Consider the following 18,766-nt stretch of genomic DNA (forward strand, 5'->3'; position numbering starts at 1 on the left):
CATCAGCAAATAATTGTTGATTATGCTTTTCAAATTAAAGCCCGGGCTATTAATAGCTCGGGCTTTTTTGCATAAAAAAATATGATTCATAAAATTATAATATTAATATTTTATTTAATGAAAATTATAATTTATCTTTGTAATTAATATTTTGCGATATTTAAAATTCTATCGATTGAGCGATTTTGAAAAAAAATCATACGGTAAATCAAGCTGCAAATCATATATTGGTAAGTGGCTTTTATCTCATTTGTTATTAATCCTTTTTTTGTTCAATAATATAATTTATGCTAATGACGATGTAATAGAAAGCGACAGCTTAAGAATCCTGCCAAATTCATTAAGTTATGGTATTGATAAGCAACTGAATATCTATTCATTCAACCTTCTTATGAATTATCAGACAATTCAAAATTTCGGTACATTTAATATAAATCAGAAATTCCTCGGCACAGCTTATGCAGCAACAAATACAATTCTGCAAGATGATGAAGAGCTGGAATTGACTTACAGCTACCCTCTCAGCGAATATTTCTCTATATTGAGTTCAGGTAATTTTGTTATGATTAGCAATCGAGGCTCAACCGAATTAAATGAATTAAGCCGATTTAATATGTTAAGTGGTACAAGAATCAATTTTGCAAATAATATCAATTTAGATTTACAGGCAGGCAGAGAACAAAATAACCAAATGGGAATAGAGAGTGCAGGCAATATATTCAAAATTGACGGACTTGTAAATAATTATGATATCGAAGGTTACAGCATTGATGCAAATCTTAAAGGTGAACATTTATCACTCAGTTTGGATAGAATTAACCGAACTTATACTTTAAATACTATGATTCATAAGCAATTTGATTATTATGATATGCTTTCTATGAATTTCTCATATAAATTGCTCGACAGGTATAACGCATTCAGACGTGATGCCGCATTTATGGATGCAAATAATCTTGATTTTGCTTATTCGCTCGAAGGTCGCTCAAATAATGTACTTAATACTGATGTGAATTTCTCTTTTGGTTTAAGTGAAAAAATTAACGGGATAATGAGGCTTTCATTCTATCAAAATCAAATTGAAAGACAGTTTACAGAATTTATCGAAAGTGACCCCAGAACAGGAGTACGTCAGTTCCGAAACCAGCTCAGAATACAATTAAATCCTGAAATTTACTATATTAGCAATAATCTCAATCAAATGTTCGGATTCTATTACGCTTTCGATAGTGACGAGAACAGAATGAATAATATTAGTAATATACGAGAACAGGATTTCAACTTGCTTAGAACCCGTGCATTTGAATTAGATAATTTAACAAAAATATTCAGAGTATTATCGAGAACTAAAGTTAATATTACTTCAAAAGATACAATTTATTTATCTGCAATGACTTCGATAACAAGATTCGACACTCCGAGCGAAACAAATAATTCCGATAGAGATGAGTTCCTTGGATTAATTAGTCTGGGCTACGGAAAATCACTCTCTGATATCCTTACTTTCAGATTAGATGCGGAATCTCAGTTCAATCATCAGGTTAATCTAAAAGCTTCAAGGAGCTCTTCAAACTTTTGGATGCGAAGTATAAAATTTGCTCCTTCACTGGAAATTCAAACAAAATACTTTTATATGCGTCCACAGCCATACGTACTTGCAAATTATACAGTATATGATTTTGAAGGTTTTGCTCCCGGGCTGAGAAGTTTCAGCTTAAGGCAGATTGGTTATAATGATTCAATCGCCGTAATCATAGGAAAGAATCTTTATATGGGCTCAAGAATTGACTTGATTTATAAGGAAACAGGAATTTTATTCTGGAATGATTTTAGAGAGCAGCCTGTGAATGGTAATTTGAAACTCTTTTTGAAATATTTTACAGGATATTTTGACGACCATTTTAATATTGCTTTAGGTTTTAGATACTTTAATCTAACTCAACAGACTTTCAGGACATCTGCATTTGTAAATGCTGATTATAAAACTGAGTCTTACGCTCCTGAAGTTATTATTTCGGCTGAATTTCCGGGTGGTACAGTTTTTAGATTAAACGGATGGTACGAATTTCAAATTATTAATGATACTTTTAAAAACGAAATACCGAATATTATACTTAATACATCTATAAGACTTTGAGATGCAAATGAGTGAGATTGAATTCTATTCTGAAAATACTCTTAAAAGCGAAAAAGCTTCGCTGACAGCGGTAGAACCGATTCTTGAAAATCTGAGGGCACGCCTTGGTATCAAGGAAGAAAAATTCTATAATGTCATGATTGCCGTTACTGAGGCTGTTAATAATGCCATCATTCACGGAAATAAACTCAATGATGATAAATCCGTTTTTTTCATTGTAAGTGCAGACAATGAAAAAATTCATATCAAAGTCAAGGATGAGGGAGAAGGATTTGATCCTGAAACAATTGCAAATTGTCTTGAGCCTGAAAATTTACTGAAATCAAGCGGTAGAGGTGTTTTCATTATTCGTGAGCTTATGGATGACCTGCAAATTGAATCAAGTCCGAATGGTACTACTATTGATATGTTATATATGTACAACAATAAGTAATTCCTTTTAATGAGAAAATTCAATAAATTTTCTTAGTTCTAAGCTTGGCTTAAATTGTTTTTTCCCTTTTAATAGGGATATGTTATTAAGTTACAGAAGGATTTGACTTCAGTTTTTCCTACTTTAATAAGACTGATAAAATTGTGCCAAACTAAGCAAATGCTAAGTATCCGGAAAATAAATACAAAATTAAATCACTTTAAAACAAAAATTAATGCAATCAAAATGCCTTACAAGCCTAATTTAGCAGTAAAATCAATAATTATTATAGTAATCTTATTGTCATTAGGGTTGTACAATAATCATCATAATGGTGAGCGTTATCGCCTTGAACAGAAAGAGCACGCAGAATGGAATATGGATGGTCTTTATGTAAAATCTGTCAGTGACAGCTCTTTCTATGCCGAAAGTCATACTGATTCTATTATTGGCGTTGGGTATCATCATCTGATTAAATCCGGTGACCAAATTCGCATTGGTGATTTGCTGAAAATTAAATCAAAACACATCGGCGGAGATACTGTTCAGGTAGTATTTCTCAATGTGAGTCGGGCACGTGGTGCTAAGATATGGCTATCTGTAATTCCACTTTTCATTGGAATCTATGTATTTAATAAGTATTTCCAATTTGACAAATCTGTTAAAAGATTCAAAGTGAGGGAAGATGCCTGATTTAATTACTCATACTGCAGCAGCATATTTAGTCAGAAATCGTAAAATATCGAGACCTGATCTGATTATATACTTATTTGGAGCTATGCTTCCCGATTTGGTCACCAGACCTTTTATGATAATTTATCCTCCTGTCAGATATTTTTTTCATACATTTCATACACCGGTTGCGATGCTTCTGATTATATATTTAATTGCACAGTTCTTTGAAGAAAAAATTAAATATCGTATAATGAAGTTTCTCGGATTAGGGGTGTTAACGCATTTTGTGCTTGATATGTTTCAAGCATCGGTTACTCAGAGAGGATATGCGTGGTTTTTTCCATTCTCATATTATGATTTTAATATTGGATTCTTCTGGCCCGAAGACTCGGTTCTTTTTCTGCCATTTACTTTTTCAATTCTCGCCGTTGATATTTTGTGGTCATACTACACTTCAAAAAACAAAACAAGATAGATTTTTTAAGCACATATTTATTAAATATATATTACTATCAACTTATATTAAAATTAATATCAATTTAATTCGACAAATCTAAATAGATAAATATTTTTTATATTTATATATTTAACTTTATATTTTGAATATTGTCCTATAATCATTGAAGTTATTTAGCATTATTGGATAAAAGGTACAGATTAGACGAAAATTAGTAATAACAGTTATTATTCAGTAATTTTACTTAATATATATTGGCATGATTATTACTATTTTTGTATATCGAAATAAGTTTTTTTATTTTTTTTGCAAAAGAATAAGTAGGATATATAGTCATGTTTAAAATTTTAGTTTATACATCTTTTCTAATGCTGATTTCTGTCAGTCTTTTTTCTCAGGATAATGTCGGTATTGGTACTACATCTCCCGACCCTTCTGCAATCCTTGAGTTGAACGCAACCGACAAAGGCTTTTTACCCCCAAGAATGAATCAAACTCAGAGAGATGCTATAGCAAGCCCTGCTACAGGACTGGTTATTTATAACTCTACATCTGTTAGATATGAGTATTACAATGGAACTTCATGGGTGGCTTTGTTAGGTGTAAGTTCTATTGGATTATCTGCACCTTCTGAAATCAGTGTTTCTAATTCTCCTCTTACTGCAAACGGTACTATTCAGCTTGAATGGACAGACCAAAATCAAAATCTTATTTTCGCATCACCGAATGGCTCTACAGGTATTCCTACATTCCGTGCACTTACACAAAATGATATTCCTAATCTAAGCACATCAAAAATTACTGCCGGAAACTGGCAGGTACTTTATTCCAATGGTTCCGGTACTTTATCAGAATTACCACTTGGTGCAAACGGAAGTTTTCTCAAATCTACCGGTACAGCTTCAGCGCCAAATTTCAGCGTTTTGTCTGATACTGATATTCCTAACCTTGACGTTACGAAAATTACTACAGGACTCCTCCCTGTAGAGCGTGGCGGAACAGGAGTTGGCGATATTACAGGTATGCTCAGAGGAAACGGCACAGGTGCTATTTCTGCAGTTACCAATACTGCCGGAAATGTTGCTTACTGGGCAAACGCTAACCAGATTAGCGGTATGTCAGACCTTACATGGGACGATGTTAATTCTATACTCACTGTGGATGGTGTCGTAAGGCATTTTCCGCTTGGAGCTGAACCCGGATCACCTGCAAAGGGTATGACTTATTTTAATGATACTGACAACAAACTATTTTTATATAACGGTTCAAACTGGATTGACCTTGGCGCTTCAGGTAGTGGTAGCTTACCTCCGGGAACTACAAACCAAACCTTGAGATACGGTGCTGCCGACTGGGAAGCCACAAGTTTACTTCGTGCTACTGCGACTAATGTTGCTATCGGTGAGACATCTTTTACACCTAATTCTTTGCTTCATACTGATGCAGGAAATGCTACTGCACACTTTCATAAATTTACTGCGGGTACTACTACCGGTACAACTGCCGGAGACGGATTCGATATTGGTGTTGATGGCTCGGGTAATGCTATTGTCAATCAACAAGAAAACTTGCCTTTAATAATCTCTACGAATAATACTGAAAGAATGAGAATAAATGGCGGAGATGGTGGCGTTCGTATTAATGTTTCTACAGCTTCAAATAATACATTAAATATCAATAATACTACTCCTGCATCTGTAGCTATGACTTTAACACATTCGGGTGCTTCAAGTGGTTCGAGATTTAGCATTACAGGCGATGGTACTTTGCATATCAGACAAATAGAAAATGACCCAATGTTGTTTTTCACTAATGATGCTGAAAGAATGAGAATTAGTGCCGATGGTAAAGTTGGTATCGGTGAAATAGCTCCCGGTACGAAACTTCATATTAATGGTGGCGTTGTGTTTAGTCCTGTAGATAATAGTAATTCAAGTATCACTGTTGGTGACAGGTCTTATATTAAGGTTTCAAATGATGGGTCAATTACTCTTACAGGTGGCGTAACAGGACAATTTTTAGTTTTGCAGAAAACCGGATCCGGCACAACCACTTTGGCTGATGGTTCAGGCACTAAATTAACAGGCAATTGGGAAGGTAGTATAGATGACACTATCACTTTGATTTTTGATGGTAGTGATTGGGTTGAATTATCAAGGTCGAATAACTAATTTATTAAAATAAATTTGAAGGGCTCTATATGTTAAGAAATACAGTAAATATTACTTTAGTGATTGCAACATTATATTTTTGTTGTATGCAAATTGCTTTTAGTCAAAGTGTTAGGACTGAACAACATATCAGATTAGAAAATCCTGCTGATAACAGCAAATATATTCTGCTGTCAGCACCGAATGACCTGAATACTGTTTCAACTTTTCAGTTTCCACCCGCTGCATCAAGCAGTGGTATGGTTCTGACAAGTACTACAAATGGTGGAATGACTTGGGTTACTCCTGCCGGAGGAAGCTCCGCACCGGCGGGCTCGATTATGATGTATGCAGGTGCTACAGCCCCTGATGGCTGGCTGATTTGTAATGGAAATGCTGTCAGCAGAACAACATATTCTGCATTATTCACAGCAATTTCTACAACTTATGGCGCTGGTGACGGCTCTACGACATTTAATCTGCCAGATTTAAGTGGCAGATTTCCTTTAGGTTCCAGTGGTTCGCACTCGCTTGGTGCTACAGGTGGCGCCGAAACTCATACTTTGACTACCGGCGAAATGCCAAGCCATAATCATACTATTAATGCAAGAAATGTAGCTGGCGGTACAAATACAAATCCTTCAGATAGAATTATGGGGATAAGTGGTGCCAACATGTATTCAAATGGTACAGTAAATACGACTATGCGTAGTGACGCTATTGCTGATACTGGTGGAGGTCAAGCGCATAATAATATGCCTCCGTATCAGGTAATTAATTATATAATAAAGCACTAATGACCAAATACGAACAATATAGCAGATTAAAGAGAGAAAAGAATTGATAATCATTTCAAAATGTATTTTTGAAATAAGAAGATATATGAAAAATAAAATATACAATATAATAATAGTTTTACTTTTGTTTTCTTCGGGTACATTGTCCGGACAGATAATGACAGTAAATGGTGCTTCAATCCACCTGAAGGAAGGCAGTCTCTTGGCTGTGCGCGGCGGGATTCACCTCAAAACGGGCTCTGTCTTAAGTCATGATAATTCCGGAGTGAGTAATTTTTACATCTCAGGTAATTTCCGATACGAAGGCTCATATCAGCAGAATACTTTCGGTATATTGCGGTTTTTCGGTGATTTGCAGGACACTATCTCCGGCAATGACCTGACTTTGTCGCGTTTGTGGATTTTAAAATCCGGCAGTAGCGGCAATATGCTAAGTCTTGCAATTGGTACTGACTTAATAGTAGACCAGGCGCTCAGACTTGTATCAAGCCATTTACTTAATATACATCGCTCGGACTTAACTCTCGAAGCGGGTGCTATGATATATCCCGACTCTACATCAAATTATACAAATGACCCTCTGAACGACCCTTTTTCGGACAGTAAACACATTACATCAAGTGGCGAAGAATATCTCACAGGAAAATTAATCAGAAAACTTGTTCAGTCGGAAGGTCTCAGCACTGATGTTGACATACGATTTCCAATCGGTACACCGAATGATACTACTTCTCCTACACAAAGATTTTACTCACCTGCAAGATACGTTTTTGCGGCAGATGATGAAACCGATTTTGGTACAAATTCATCTTTGACAGTGCAGTGTATTGCAGGCGAGCATTATGCAACAGAAGTAAAAGAAGTTGCACTCAGGAAATACTGGAGAACTGACTATAATAGCATAATTGTTAAACCAGGTGGTTATAATATCAGATTTAACTATAATGACGACGAAGTTCAGGGAGCTGAGGATTTGTATTTCCTTACTTTATTCTATCGTCCGGGAGATGACTATTATATTAATCCGGGCTTTGGATATGGTATAGAGCCGATTAACAACAGATTTTATGTGGACGAGGTAAACCGAAAGGACACTTTAGCAAATACACGCCTTTTACTTGATGGTGAATGGACAGCCGGTCAGGAAGAGGCAATTTCTACATTTTACTACAGTCGTCAGGATGGTGCCTGGGATGATACTCTGACTTGGTCAAAGACGGGTTATACCGGTATTCCGTCACCAAATATTCCAAATTCGCAGAATGATAAGGTGTTCATAGGTAATGGCAGAACAGTTACTTTGAATACTACTACAGCAGAAGTAAATCGTGTATTAATTGACAGCACCGGGGTTTTAAGAATCCCAAATCCAAATGCTCAGGTTCTTGGGGATTCTCTCTTTCTGAAGCCCGGAGGTACACTTGCAATATCCAATGCTGATGGCTTTCATCAAACCGGACCTCTTGGACACATTCAATCATCAAAAGCAAGAAGCTATTCGAACGAGGCAATTTATGAGTTTATAGGTGACCTAAATCAGGTAACCGGACCCGGAATTCCTGATATTGTAGGCTCGATTATTATTAATAAAGATGGTTTGGATGACACTGTATCACTTACTAAATCAATTTTGATAAGTGATTCTCTTGTTATTAATGAAGGTAAGTATCATTTGTTCCTGAATGGGAACTTTACTTCAAATGGTGAAACAGGAGATACCACCAGTAGAAATATTATAATGCGTGGTGGGGAACTTATCTGTGAAAGTTACCCTACTAAATATAAAAACGGCAATTTTACTGCCGGAACAATTACATTTGACGGAACAGGATCTTTCCGTGTACCTTCGAGTGAGTCACCTTCACCCGGTGAGCCTGCTGTTACACAATTTAATAATCTTAAATTTGCGGGTGCAAGAGGACCAAATACATTTGTTACTTTAGATCCGACCGGACAAATCAGAATTGGAGGACAGCTTGATATATCAGGGCTGTCATTTAATGTAAATCCACTCTCGGAAAGGTTCACGGTTACAGGTTCAAAAGTCGTTTTCAATGGAAATGGCGATCAGGATATACCTACGGGTTATCCTGATCCGGTAGGTATAAACTTCAGATTAAAATTCCACGACCTTATTATTGATGGAAGTGGAAACAAAAATATTCTTGACCCCAATGATGCATCAGTTACAGATAATCATGCATTGGTCAGAAGTTTAGTGAATATTAAACAGGGTACTTTGAGGTCAAATAATCACTGGATAAAAGTACTTGGTAACTGGACTGCTGAAGCCGGTTCAGCATTTGATGCCGGCACTGGATTAGTAACATTTGAAGCTGATGGTAAGGTTACGAATATCGAGTCAAATGGTACATCGTTTTACAATCTCAGAATAATGGGTACTCTTGCAAATGGTTTTGTAAATTTTACCGATAGCTTGAACATAGCAGGAAATTTGGAAATTAATCCGAATTCACTTCGCTCGATTAATAACTCACCACTTGGAATTCAGGGCAACTGGATGAACAAGGGTGTTTTTGTTGCTAATCAGGGTAGAGTTCATTTCAATGGAGTTGGTGACCAGCGTATTGACCAGAATGGAGGTGGTGTATTCTACAATCTTACAGTCAATAAAAGCAGTGGAATGGTTAGAATTGACGGCGATTCGCTGATAAATGTTACTAATAACTTAGAACTTATCGAGGGTAATATTGGTGGCAGACTTTCTGATTCTGTCGGCAATAAGCCGATTATGGTTAATGGCACTATTACACGTCCGGGAGGCAATCCGGGACATGTGGACGGAAGATTGAGGCTTCCATCTGTTGAGGGAACTCACACAAGAACATTTGCTGTGGGACTTGGCAGTGATTATTCCCCGATGAAACTTGATATTAATGGTCCGGGTGGTGCTCCCGGCTATCTTGATGCTTATGTTCTTCTTGATACAGATGCGCCTAATTTAACAAGAGATGTGATTGAAACACAGACTACCAACGGACCTGAACTTGATTCTACTAAAAATGTGAGAAAAGCATGGGTCTTACATGCTGATACAACAGGCTCTCAGCTTTTTGGCTTAGCTGCATCAAGAACTTATGACATAGAATTTTTCTTCCCTGCTTCTGATATCAGAAATGGTGCAAACCCACTTATTTTTGAAATTGGACAGAGAGATACCACAATTAATAGCGGAAGATGGTCGAAACCATTCGCCGCTGAAAGAAACGCACTTTCTACCAAGTTTTCCGGTAATCAGAACTTTAATAGTAATACTACTAATTACTTTATGGTCGGTGACCCCAAAGTATTTACATATTTCAGTATAGCTGATGGAAGTTTCCACGCACCATCTACATGGTCAACTGCCGGATACTTAAGTATTGAGCAGGCACTCAGACCTCCCGGAAATAATGATAATATAAGAATTGGTAACGGAAAAGTTGTTACTTTAAATGATTCAAATTATACTGTTGGTGCAAGTCGCCTATTTGTAGTTGAAACCGGCGCCCCCGGATATGAAAACGGACATCTGATTTTTGGTCAGGATGTAAGATTTATTGATGGTGCCGGTACTTTCCGTCTTGACAGCGGTGCTGCAATTACAATCAGACATCAGGACGGTATAGTAAACACCGGAGCTAATGGTGCAGTCAGAACAACAACAAGACAGTATAATTTTAATAATCATAACCGTGGCAATTTCATTTATGCAAGGAATGGAAATCAGGCAACTGGTAATGGTTATCCGGATTTTGTCCAAAATTTGATTGTAGATAAACCAAGTGGAACTTTGACGTTTACAGGTACAACTCCTGTAATTAAGCAAGTTTTGGATAGTTTATATTTTATGAATGGTAATTCAAATTTATCAACAGTAATTATGAAAATAGGTGGTAATTTTGTTGTTGATAATGGTACATTTACGCCGGGGACGCAAAGAGTATCTAATTTGGGTTCAAATGGAGCAAATAATAACGCTGATACAGCAACCTGGCAAGGTGTTATTGTTTTCAATGGTAATGGAGAGCAAAGAATTAGAGGTACTTTCGATGATTCAGGTGGTCCTCTTGTTTTCAACAGGTTATCTATTTCTAAGCCCGATGGAGTTGTGATATCACATTTTAATATTAGGACATCAATTTTTTGGCTAAAAGATCCTAACAGAGCATTTTTTGATGTTGCGACATTCAGTAAGTACCTAAATGTTTATGACCCTGATGGTGGAGTTTATGGATTTGGCAGACGTGATATATTTTCTACTGCAGAAAATAATGCAACCATGCCAAACCCACTATACGGCTATGTTGCCGGTAGATTAGTAAGATTCATTTCAGCCAGTGAAACCAACAGATATTTCCCTATAGGAACCGGAACAAGGTATTCTCCGCTTATAATTAATAGAAACGAAATTGGTGGAACCGGAGGTCAAGCATCAGGTTTACTTGAAATACAAGCTGTTGATGGTAATCATCCTTTTTTCAATATTAAATCTGATCAAATCAATTCAAACACTAACATTCAAAGGTATTATGAAGTAACAAGGCCCGTTGGATTAACTCCAGCCTATACACAAGGCGATAGAGCTTTAACAATGAATATCTTTTTTACTCAGGATGAACCACGTGGTGGGATTAACCCTTTGACTTACAGTGCTTTTAGATTGACTGCGGATAGTAATTGGACTAGGACAGCAAATATTTCAACAACAAATGACTCTGCTACTGCACTAAGAGCTTATCCAAATAATCCTACTTTAGGTGGGAATAATATTTTTACAATTCCATCTCAATTTACAGCAACTAATGCCATTGTTGTTATGATAGGCGAGCCTGTACCTGCAATACCAGAAAGAATATTTTATTCCCGTAATTCAGGCAATTGGACTGACCCAAATACATGGGCAAACGAAAGTGCAAATATATTATATGAAGATACAGAAATCGGATATGCAATTCCTGTAAATGATGCCAATGACTATCCAAGACTAAACGATGCTAATTTCAGGGACTTTGCAATAATTGGTGCAGGCGACTCTGTATATTATAATACTAACAATTTGAACCTTAGATATTTGCTTTTAGAAAGGTCTGCAAGTGGTATGGGGAAACTTGTAATTCCACAAAACAATGTTATCAGTACCGAGCAATATGTACAAAAAAATGGTGGCAAACTATATATTGGTCATAGAAGAGGAATAACTAATTTAAACCCGGGCGATCCAAATCCCGGTAATATAAGAAAAATTAATGCGAGTTCTATCTTAAATTATGATTGGAATTCGCTTGGCATAAACAATTTCGCATATATCAGAAATACAAATGCTCAAGATGCAGGAGATGCACTTCCACAGCGTATAGGTTCACTTGAAATAAATTATACCGGTACTGCTGAAGTAAGATTACAAAATGACGCTCCATTAATTATTAAAGACAGTATTGTTTTCATTAATGGACGTTTACAAAATAGAGATGGCAACAGAACAATTACGATCAAAGGTGATATTGTAAACTACTCAAGTGATGTAGGTTTTCATAATCTCACTAATCCGTCAAATCGTGCAATTATACTTGACAGCACAAATAATCAGCAAATTCGCGGTACATCTGATTTAACGGCTTTTCCATCAGTATTACAAATTAATAAGCCTTCAGGAACAGTTACATTTAATCGTGATGCTACTATTGATGGCAATTTGGATGTACTTTCAAATACATTCTTGAATGTAGCAGACGACCGCACTTTAATATTTGGAGAAAGTGCTACAATAAACAATCTTGATTCATTCCGCGTAAACAGAATGATTAAGGTTAGCGGTGGACCAAATACAGGAAAATTGCGAAAGATTTTTGCCACAGGTATCGGACAAAGCAGAGATTTCAGATTTCCTGTCGGTGAGGATTCTCTTGGTTTACGCACCCCGAGATATGGTGAAGCAAGATTCGAGCTTAATAATATGGATTTTGCTGCAGGAAATTATCTTGAGTTTTCTCTTAGAACTAATTATCCTCATCCATCTCTCACGGGCACTCCTGATGTACTTTCTAAGTATTGGAGTGTGAATTCTTCGGGTATCACTCAATCAACAGGCAATATGAATGCTCGATTCAGATATAATGACCCTGAAGTAAATGGTAATATTTTAGCTTATAAACCTTCAATATACAGAAGAACGGATATATCGGCACTTGACCCGGGCTGGTCTTCCACAATTTTTGGAGCTACAATTCTTGAAATTGATACAACGAATAAATTTATAATTGTAGAAAATGCTCAAACATTACCATATCACGACTGGACAGCCGGAGACCCCGAGGCTTATGCCAAAGGCAAAGTTTACTGGAGCCGTCAGTCAGGAGACTGGACTAATCCAAATACCTGGACTAATATAACCAATAGTGGTGTTCATGAAGTTGCAAATATTGCAGCTCTCAATTATCCGGGCTTTTATCCGAATGATACTGTTTACATAGGTGCAAATCACATTGTAACATTCGACAAATCAGTAATTAATCCTGTAGATTCAGTTGGTATCGGCATTACATCACCTTCAACAAGTCCTGAATTGAGATTTGCTACAGCCGCTGCATCTGATAAATCACTACGTATTTCCGGCTCTATGATGATAGGAAATACAGGTTTGCTTTCGAAAGCAAATTCTCCAAGCGTTACAAGTATTGATAGTTTGCTTATTCTGCGTGAATTTAATAATTTGGGAGTTGCAGGGCGTGGAGTTGATATAAACCCGGATGTTACCAGAAATGTCAGGCTAATCTTCAATGGTGCTGACAGTACATTTATATCCGGTGAAGGTAATTACAGCAGTCTCGGAAATGTCCGTATTTTAAAAGCTGACTCCGTTTGGAATACTGTGAATAAATCCGCAAGTTTTTCAAGTGCATTTACAAGTGCAGTTGTAGCTCCTGAGGTTAATTTCGATCTTGATGCCGGAATGTACGTCCATGACGTTAACGCCGACATAACACTTTCTACGGATGGAGATGGTGATGTATTCCTTGGTGACCTTGTTGGTTTGGTTGTTCGAGATGGAAATGTAATATTCGATGATGGTTTAATTTGCGGTCAGAATGCTTCTGTTTGGCTTATAAATGGAGATATGACCATTGGAAATGCAAAAGACGAAAACTTCCAGTATGAGTCAGTAACAATTATTGATATAGCCGGAACAAGCCAGCTAAAAGTAGCGGGAAGTATGAGGCGAAGATTTACGACATCAAATGTTGATTTCAGGATCAAAGAAAATGCTCAAATTGAAGTAATGATTGAGGGTGCAACTACAAATTCTGCCGAGAGACGTGCTGCATTTGACTTTGGTGAAGCAAATTCTCAAGTTACTATGTCAGGTAACAGTAAGGTTATTATTTATAAACCAATGGAAAAAAGCTTATCTGATGAGAAGGACCCCGATTATCTTATGTCTTCATCGAACGCCATAGTAACGGGTGGAACTGTTCAGTTTGGTGATCCGGCTGTAAATCCGGTTAATCCTGAGCCATTTAATTTAATTGCCTCAGTGCCATTCTGGAATCTTGATATTGCAAATACACACAGTAATGACCTGCTTGTCGGCTCTCCAATAGTAACGGTAAGAAATGATATCAGAATCCGTGGAGATGGTATTTTTAATCAAAATGGTAACAACCTAAATGTAGGTGGCGATTTTACTATTGAAGGTCAGTATAAGAGTGGTAATATTGGTACAAGACGAGTGTCATTTGTAGGTGATACTACAGCGACACCACCTACAAAGAGTTCGCAGACACTTTCTATAAGCAGTCTGAATAGTGATAGTTTCTATGATTTATCAATCAGCAAGGCTGATAGCGGAACGGTATTTTTATCAAATTCACCGACTTATACGAATTCAAATCTTGTAGTAAGAAATACACTTGAGTTTTCTGTTAGTAACCGAGCTTTGATAAATACCGGCAATAGCAGATATGTTCAAGTTGGTACAAATAATACAGACCTTGCATCCATTCAGAGATTCGGACAGGGACACGTTAACGGATTTTTGAGAAGATGGATAAATGACGGCGTTCAGGACAAGTTATTCCCTGTTGGTGTGAATCGCTACACGCCTGTCAGAATTCAGACTTCTTCAGGTCTTGGCTCAGAAGGTACACTTTCAATAAAAGCATTTAATACAGAACATCCCGATATTGCCGGAGCTTCAGCAGTATTGCAGTCGAATACTCATATTGACAGATACTGGCAGATACTGCCTCTTGGTGATAATCCATTTTCTCTCGGAGGTGGTCGTTCATTTACATTAACTACATTTTTCATTAAAGGTTTGACACCGTCAGGCGATGTTAAACCGGGCTCCTCATTTGGTATATTCGAACACTTTAGAAGAACTCCTGAGTGGAATAATGCCGGTGATTGGTTTATTACAGACCCATTTGCAAGAACTGACTCTAGTACAACTTCAAATAATAATGTTGCTTTTGGTGATTTTATTATAGGTGAAATTTCTGGCGAGAGATTTTTCTCGGGAGCAAGTGGAGATTGGAATAATATCGGAACTTGGCTGATGGGTTCATATACCGGAACGCCTGCAGTCAGAATTCCAAATCAGGAAACCGATCGCGTTTTCATTGGTAATAACCGAATTGTAACAATTCAGAATTCAAGTCCAAGGGTTCGTTCCGTTCTTGTTGAGGTTCATAACGGCTTGCCCGGAAAATTGAGAATACTCGATGAAAGATATTTGAGAGGATTATCATTCTCATTGAATAATAATTGTCATCTTGCTACTGACGATGCATTTGGATTTACATCAGTTGCAGGTCCAACTCCAAATATTGGGGCTGTGCGTACCACTTCAATCCGTGCTTTTGGACAGGGCGTCTATGAATATATCGGTAAACAGGCTCAAGCCATTGGAGATGGTCCTGTTAATCCAAAAACTGTACTGGTTGATAATACAGGTATTGTAAATAATAGTGTAACATTCGCGAATGTAGTTTATAATGTCGAAGACAGCTTGCTTGTTAATAAAGGCAAAATCCGTATGGGTAATAATTTAGTCAATTTGAAAGGTGATTTTGTAGTACAGAATACCGCACAAGTTGAAAGAGTTACCGGAACACTGAATTTAAATGGTACTGCCAATCAGCATTTTGTAATGAATGATTCTTCCGGAATTAATATTTATAATCTCAGGCTTACTAAAACAACAGGTAATCTGATATTATCAGGTGCTGCGGATTCTGCTTCTCTGAATATTGCCCGTAATCTTAATTTCAATACAGGAAATACTGCATATATAAATGGTAGAGATTCTGAAAAGAGAGTAATTCTTCAATTCGATACTACCACTGTTACTCGAAGCGGAATTGGTCACATAGATGGATATTTACTTAAATCAACTGTGGGTTCCGGAGTCAATACATTCAGATATGATATAGGCTATGGTGCATTGTATATGCCCGCAACACTTTCAATCACAGCCGGAACAGGAACTTCAGGGCATATAGCCGGAAGAGTGGATTCACCTGTAAATCATAATCAGGCAAGAGTTGACCCGGTAAGGAAAATTAATTATTACTGGACTCTTGCGCCTTGGAATAATTTCAGCCTTGGTGACAGAACAGCCAATACACGTTTTGAGTTCCCTGCCTCTGAAGTTGCTAATCTTACAGGTGGACAGCCGGATTTAGCACTTCTCAAGCGTCGCAGCGTTCCACTCGAAACTCCAATGTGGAAACAGCGTGAATTTGCTGAATTGAACTGGAATGTCGGTACTGCAAGTGTTGAAATAGCAAACTTAGCGGATAACTGGATTGGCTTAGGTGTCTTCTATATAGGTGAAAAATTCTCGCCCTCTTTTTATAGTCGTCAGAATGGTCCTTGGAATGACCATAATACCTGGACTTATGAAAATACACATATAGGTGCACCATTATTGCCTGGAGAATTTCCAGGTCCTGACCCGGACAATTTTGAAGATAATGTGTATGTAGGTCTTGACCATACAGTTAATCTGAATATTGCGGAAGCTAATATTGATACTTTAATTGTCCGTCACGATTCCAAACTTGATTTAGGAACAAATGTCATCAATTGTTTTGAATGTCTTGTACCTGTTAAAGGTATTTTCGACCTTCAGGATAATGCTACTATTGCCTTTGGTGGATTGAATGTACCATCAATATCAACTACTATAAAGAACTTTAGCGTTTATTTGATGAATCCTTTATTATCTACTGTTGAATATACCGGAACTCAGACAATAGTTGCAGATCCATTTGCGCCATTCTTCAGTAAGTATCCGGGTAATCTCAGGATTTCCGGTATTGGAAATAAGATTGTTAATGTACCTGTTCTGGTAGATGGTAGTGTTTATGTTGATGAAAATTCAAATCTTGAAGTTGATGCCAATGCGCTTCAAGTGATTGGAAATGTCGTAAATTCGGGCAATATTTTCAATAAACAGGTAATCGAGATAGGAAACTAATAAACAATATATTATGAATTTTCAGTATGCCACATTAAGCCATAAAAAGCGAAATGTGGCTTTTTTTTATATGATACTGCTGAGTTACTAATATTTTCAAAAGCTAATATAACTACATATTAAACATAAAAAGTCGTTATTAAAATTATATTTACCCGACATTTAACAATTTCTAAATTTGAACGTCTATTATATATTAAAATATGTTTAAGGAGTAATCTAAGTTGAAAAAATCTATCTACAACGCTAAAATTTATTTTGTTGTTTTACTTTCGGTGGTCATTTTTAATTATGGCTGCTCAGATGGTGTAAGTGTTAGCAATTTGAATTTATTCAGCATTTCGGATGATGTTAATCTCGGTGCTCAGGTTGTTACTGAAATGCATCAGGACCAAGCCAATTATCCGATATTAAACAATCCTAATGCTACTGCTTATGTTCAGAATATAATGAATCAGATTATTCAATCACCGCTTGTGAATTATAGAGAGCAATTTAATTATCAGGTAACAATAATTGATACCGAAACAATTAATGCGTTTGCTTTGCCGGGTGGTTATATTCATGTTTACAAAGGTCTGCTTAAATATCTTGATAATGAAGCTACCCTTGCTGCAATTCTTGCCCACGAAGTCGCCCATGCAGAAAGACGTCACGCTACTAAGAGAATGACTAAAGCTTATGGAGCATCAGTCTTACTCGGATTCCTGCTTGGAAATAATCCATCACAAATTGAGGAAATTGCAGCAAATCTTGCATCAGGATTGGGATTCCTCTATAACAGTCGTGAAGATGAGTACGAAGCTGATGAGTATTCATTCAAATATTTGCAGTCAACTGTATGGTATCCTGGTGCAGGCAAATTTTTCTTTGAAAAAATCGGTTCAGAGAGTAATAATAGCGCTTTTGCCGAACTTTTTTCCACACACCCGCTTGACCAAAAAAGAATTGACGCTCTGAATAAATTGATTGCAGATGCTAAGCTTACTGAGCCGTCTGAAAACAATGTTTTTACCCAGAGATATATTCAGTTTAAAAATACTTTGCAATAATTTAACTTTTTCCGAACCACTTCCAAATTGTTCGGTGAAAGCTGTGTACGGATTTTACCGGTTGTGCAAACATCAGGATGCACTTACCGCTGACATAGTCAAGATTATTATCCTCGCAATATTTTTTTGCTTCAGGGGATTCAGAACCTCTTTGTATCCAGAAGTTTTGGATTCCCTGTTTACGATACTCCTCAATCAAAGAGGCGGTTTTATTTGAAGCTACATTAATTATCAATCCATCAGGTTTTTCGGGCATATCATCAATTGATTTATAGCAAGGTGCATTATTCAAACTTTCGTGTTTACTGTGTAGCTGAAAAATATTGATTTGCTTTTCTTTCAATTCATTGAAAATCATATTGCCAAATTTATCTGCTTTCTCGGAGACTCCAATCAGGGCAATTGCATTTAATTTCAAAAATTTATCCGCCCTCTGCTGGGTTTGTTCTTTAGCCGAATTCAAAATAAATACTCCTCAATTTTTGGATGAGAAAAAAGTAAAATTAAAAATAATTTTCAAATATAATATTATCGAATCTAAAAAAGTTTGTTTGGACACAATTAACTGGGGCTATCTCTTAATTAGACAACCCCCATCATATA

9 protein-coding genes are annotated in these 18,766 nt (G+C 36.8%); 8 read left to right on the forward strand and 1 reads right to left on the reverse strand.

Translation table 11 applies throughout. From position 1 onward, the window contains the following. The first annotated feature begins 175 nt into the window (after positions 1–175). From KF896_00005 to KF896_00040, 8 genes are all read left to right on the forward strand, one after another. Positions 176–2,137, forward strand: a complete 1,962-nt coding sequence (locus KF896_00005) for a hypothetical protein (GenBank protein ID MBX3042075.1) — start codon at positions 176–178, stop codon at positions 2,135–2,137. 7 nt (positions 2,138–2,144) lie between these two features. Further along, on the forward strand, positions 2,145–2,570 hold the full coding sequence (locus tag KF896_00010; GenBank protein ID MBX3042076.1) for an ATP-binding protein: 426 nt from the start codon (positions 2,145–2,147) through the stop codon (positions 2,568–2,570). A gap of 225 nt (positions 2,571–2,795) precedes the next feature. Further along, the gene (locus tag KF896_00015; GenBank protein MBX3042077.1) at positions 2,796–3,242 is read left to right on the forward strand and encodes a hypothetical protein; all 447 of its coding nucleotides are present in this window, start codon (positions 2,796–2,798) and stop codon (positions 3,240–3,242) included. After that, the gene (locus tag KF896_00020) at positions 3,235–3,699 is read left to right on the forward strand and encodes a metal-dependent hydrolase (GenBank protein ID MBX3042078.1); all 465 of its coding nucleotides are present in this window, start codon (positions 3,235–3,237) and stop codon (positions 3,697–3,699) included. Before KF896_00015 ends, KF896_00020 begins: the two co-directional genes overlap by 8 nt. Positions 3,700–4,016: 317 nt before the next feature. Further along, entirely contained in the window at positions 4,017–5,852 is a 1,836-nt protein-coding gene (locus KF896_00025) for a hypothetical protein (protein MBX3042079.1), read from the forward strand. A 29-nt stretch (positions 5,853–5,881) separates the two neighbouring features. Beyond that, a complete protein-coding gene (locus KF896_00030) occupies positions 5,882–6,628 on the forward strand; it encodes a tail fiber protein (GenBank protein ID MBX3042080.1) in 747 nt (248 codons plus the stop codon). 85 nt (positions 6,629–6,713) lie between these two features. Then, positions 6,714–17,111: a hypothetical protein gene (locus tag KF896_00035; protein MBX3042081.1), complete on the forward strand. Its 10,398-nt coding sequence runs from the start codon at positions 6,714–6,716 to the stop codon at positions 17,109–17,111. 224 nt (positions 17,112–17,335) lie between these two features. Next, positions 17,336–18,163 (forward strand): M48 family metalloprotease, encoded by an 828-nt coding sequence (locus KF896_00040; GenBank protein ID MBX3042082.1) that lies wholly within the window; start codon positions 17,336–17,338, stop codon positions 18,161–18,163. A gap of 1 nt (position 18,164) precedes the next feature. Here the strand turns inward: KF896_00040 and KF896_00045 are convergent, their stop codons facing one another. Continuing rightward, positions 18,165–18,626 (reverse strand): CoA-binding protein, encoded by a 462-nt coding sequence (locus tag KF896_00045; GenBank protein ID MBX3042083.1) that lies wholly within the window; start codon positions 18,624–18,626, stop codon positions 18,165–18,167. Between the last annotated feature and the right edge of the window lie 140 nt (positions 18,627–18,766).

This window comes from Ignavibacteriota bacterium (assembly GCA_019637995.1).
Lineage (GTDB): Bacteria > Bacteroidota > Ignavibacteria > Kapaibacteriales > UBA2268 > JANJTB01.

Bases quoted from the DNA above. Each gene is read 5' to 3' on its own strand.
- KF896_00010 (MBX3042076.1), top strand. From the start codon at position 2,145: ATGAGTGAGATTGAATTCTATTCTGAAAATACTCTTAAAAGCGAAAAA.
- KF896_00030 (MBX3042080.1), top strand. From the start codon at position 5,882: ATGTTAAGAAATACAGTAAATATTACTTTAGTGATTGCAACATTATAT.
- KF896_00035 (MBX3042081.1), top strand. From the start codon at position 6,714: ATGAAAAATAAAATATACAATATAATAATAGTTTTACTTTTGTTTTCT.
- KF896_00020 (MBX3042078.1), top strand. From the start codon at position 3,235: ATGCCTGATTTAATTACTCATACTGCAGCAGCATATTTAGTCAGAAAT.
- KF896_00025 (MBX3042079.1), top strand. From the start codon at position 4,017: ATGTTTAAAATTTTAGTTTATACATCTTTTCTAATGCTGATTTCTGTC.
- KF896_00015 (MBX3042077.1), top strand. From the start codon at position 2,796: ATGCCTTACAAGCCTAATTTAGCAGTAAAATCAATAATTATTATAGTA.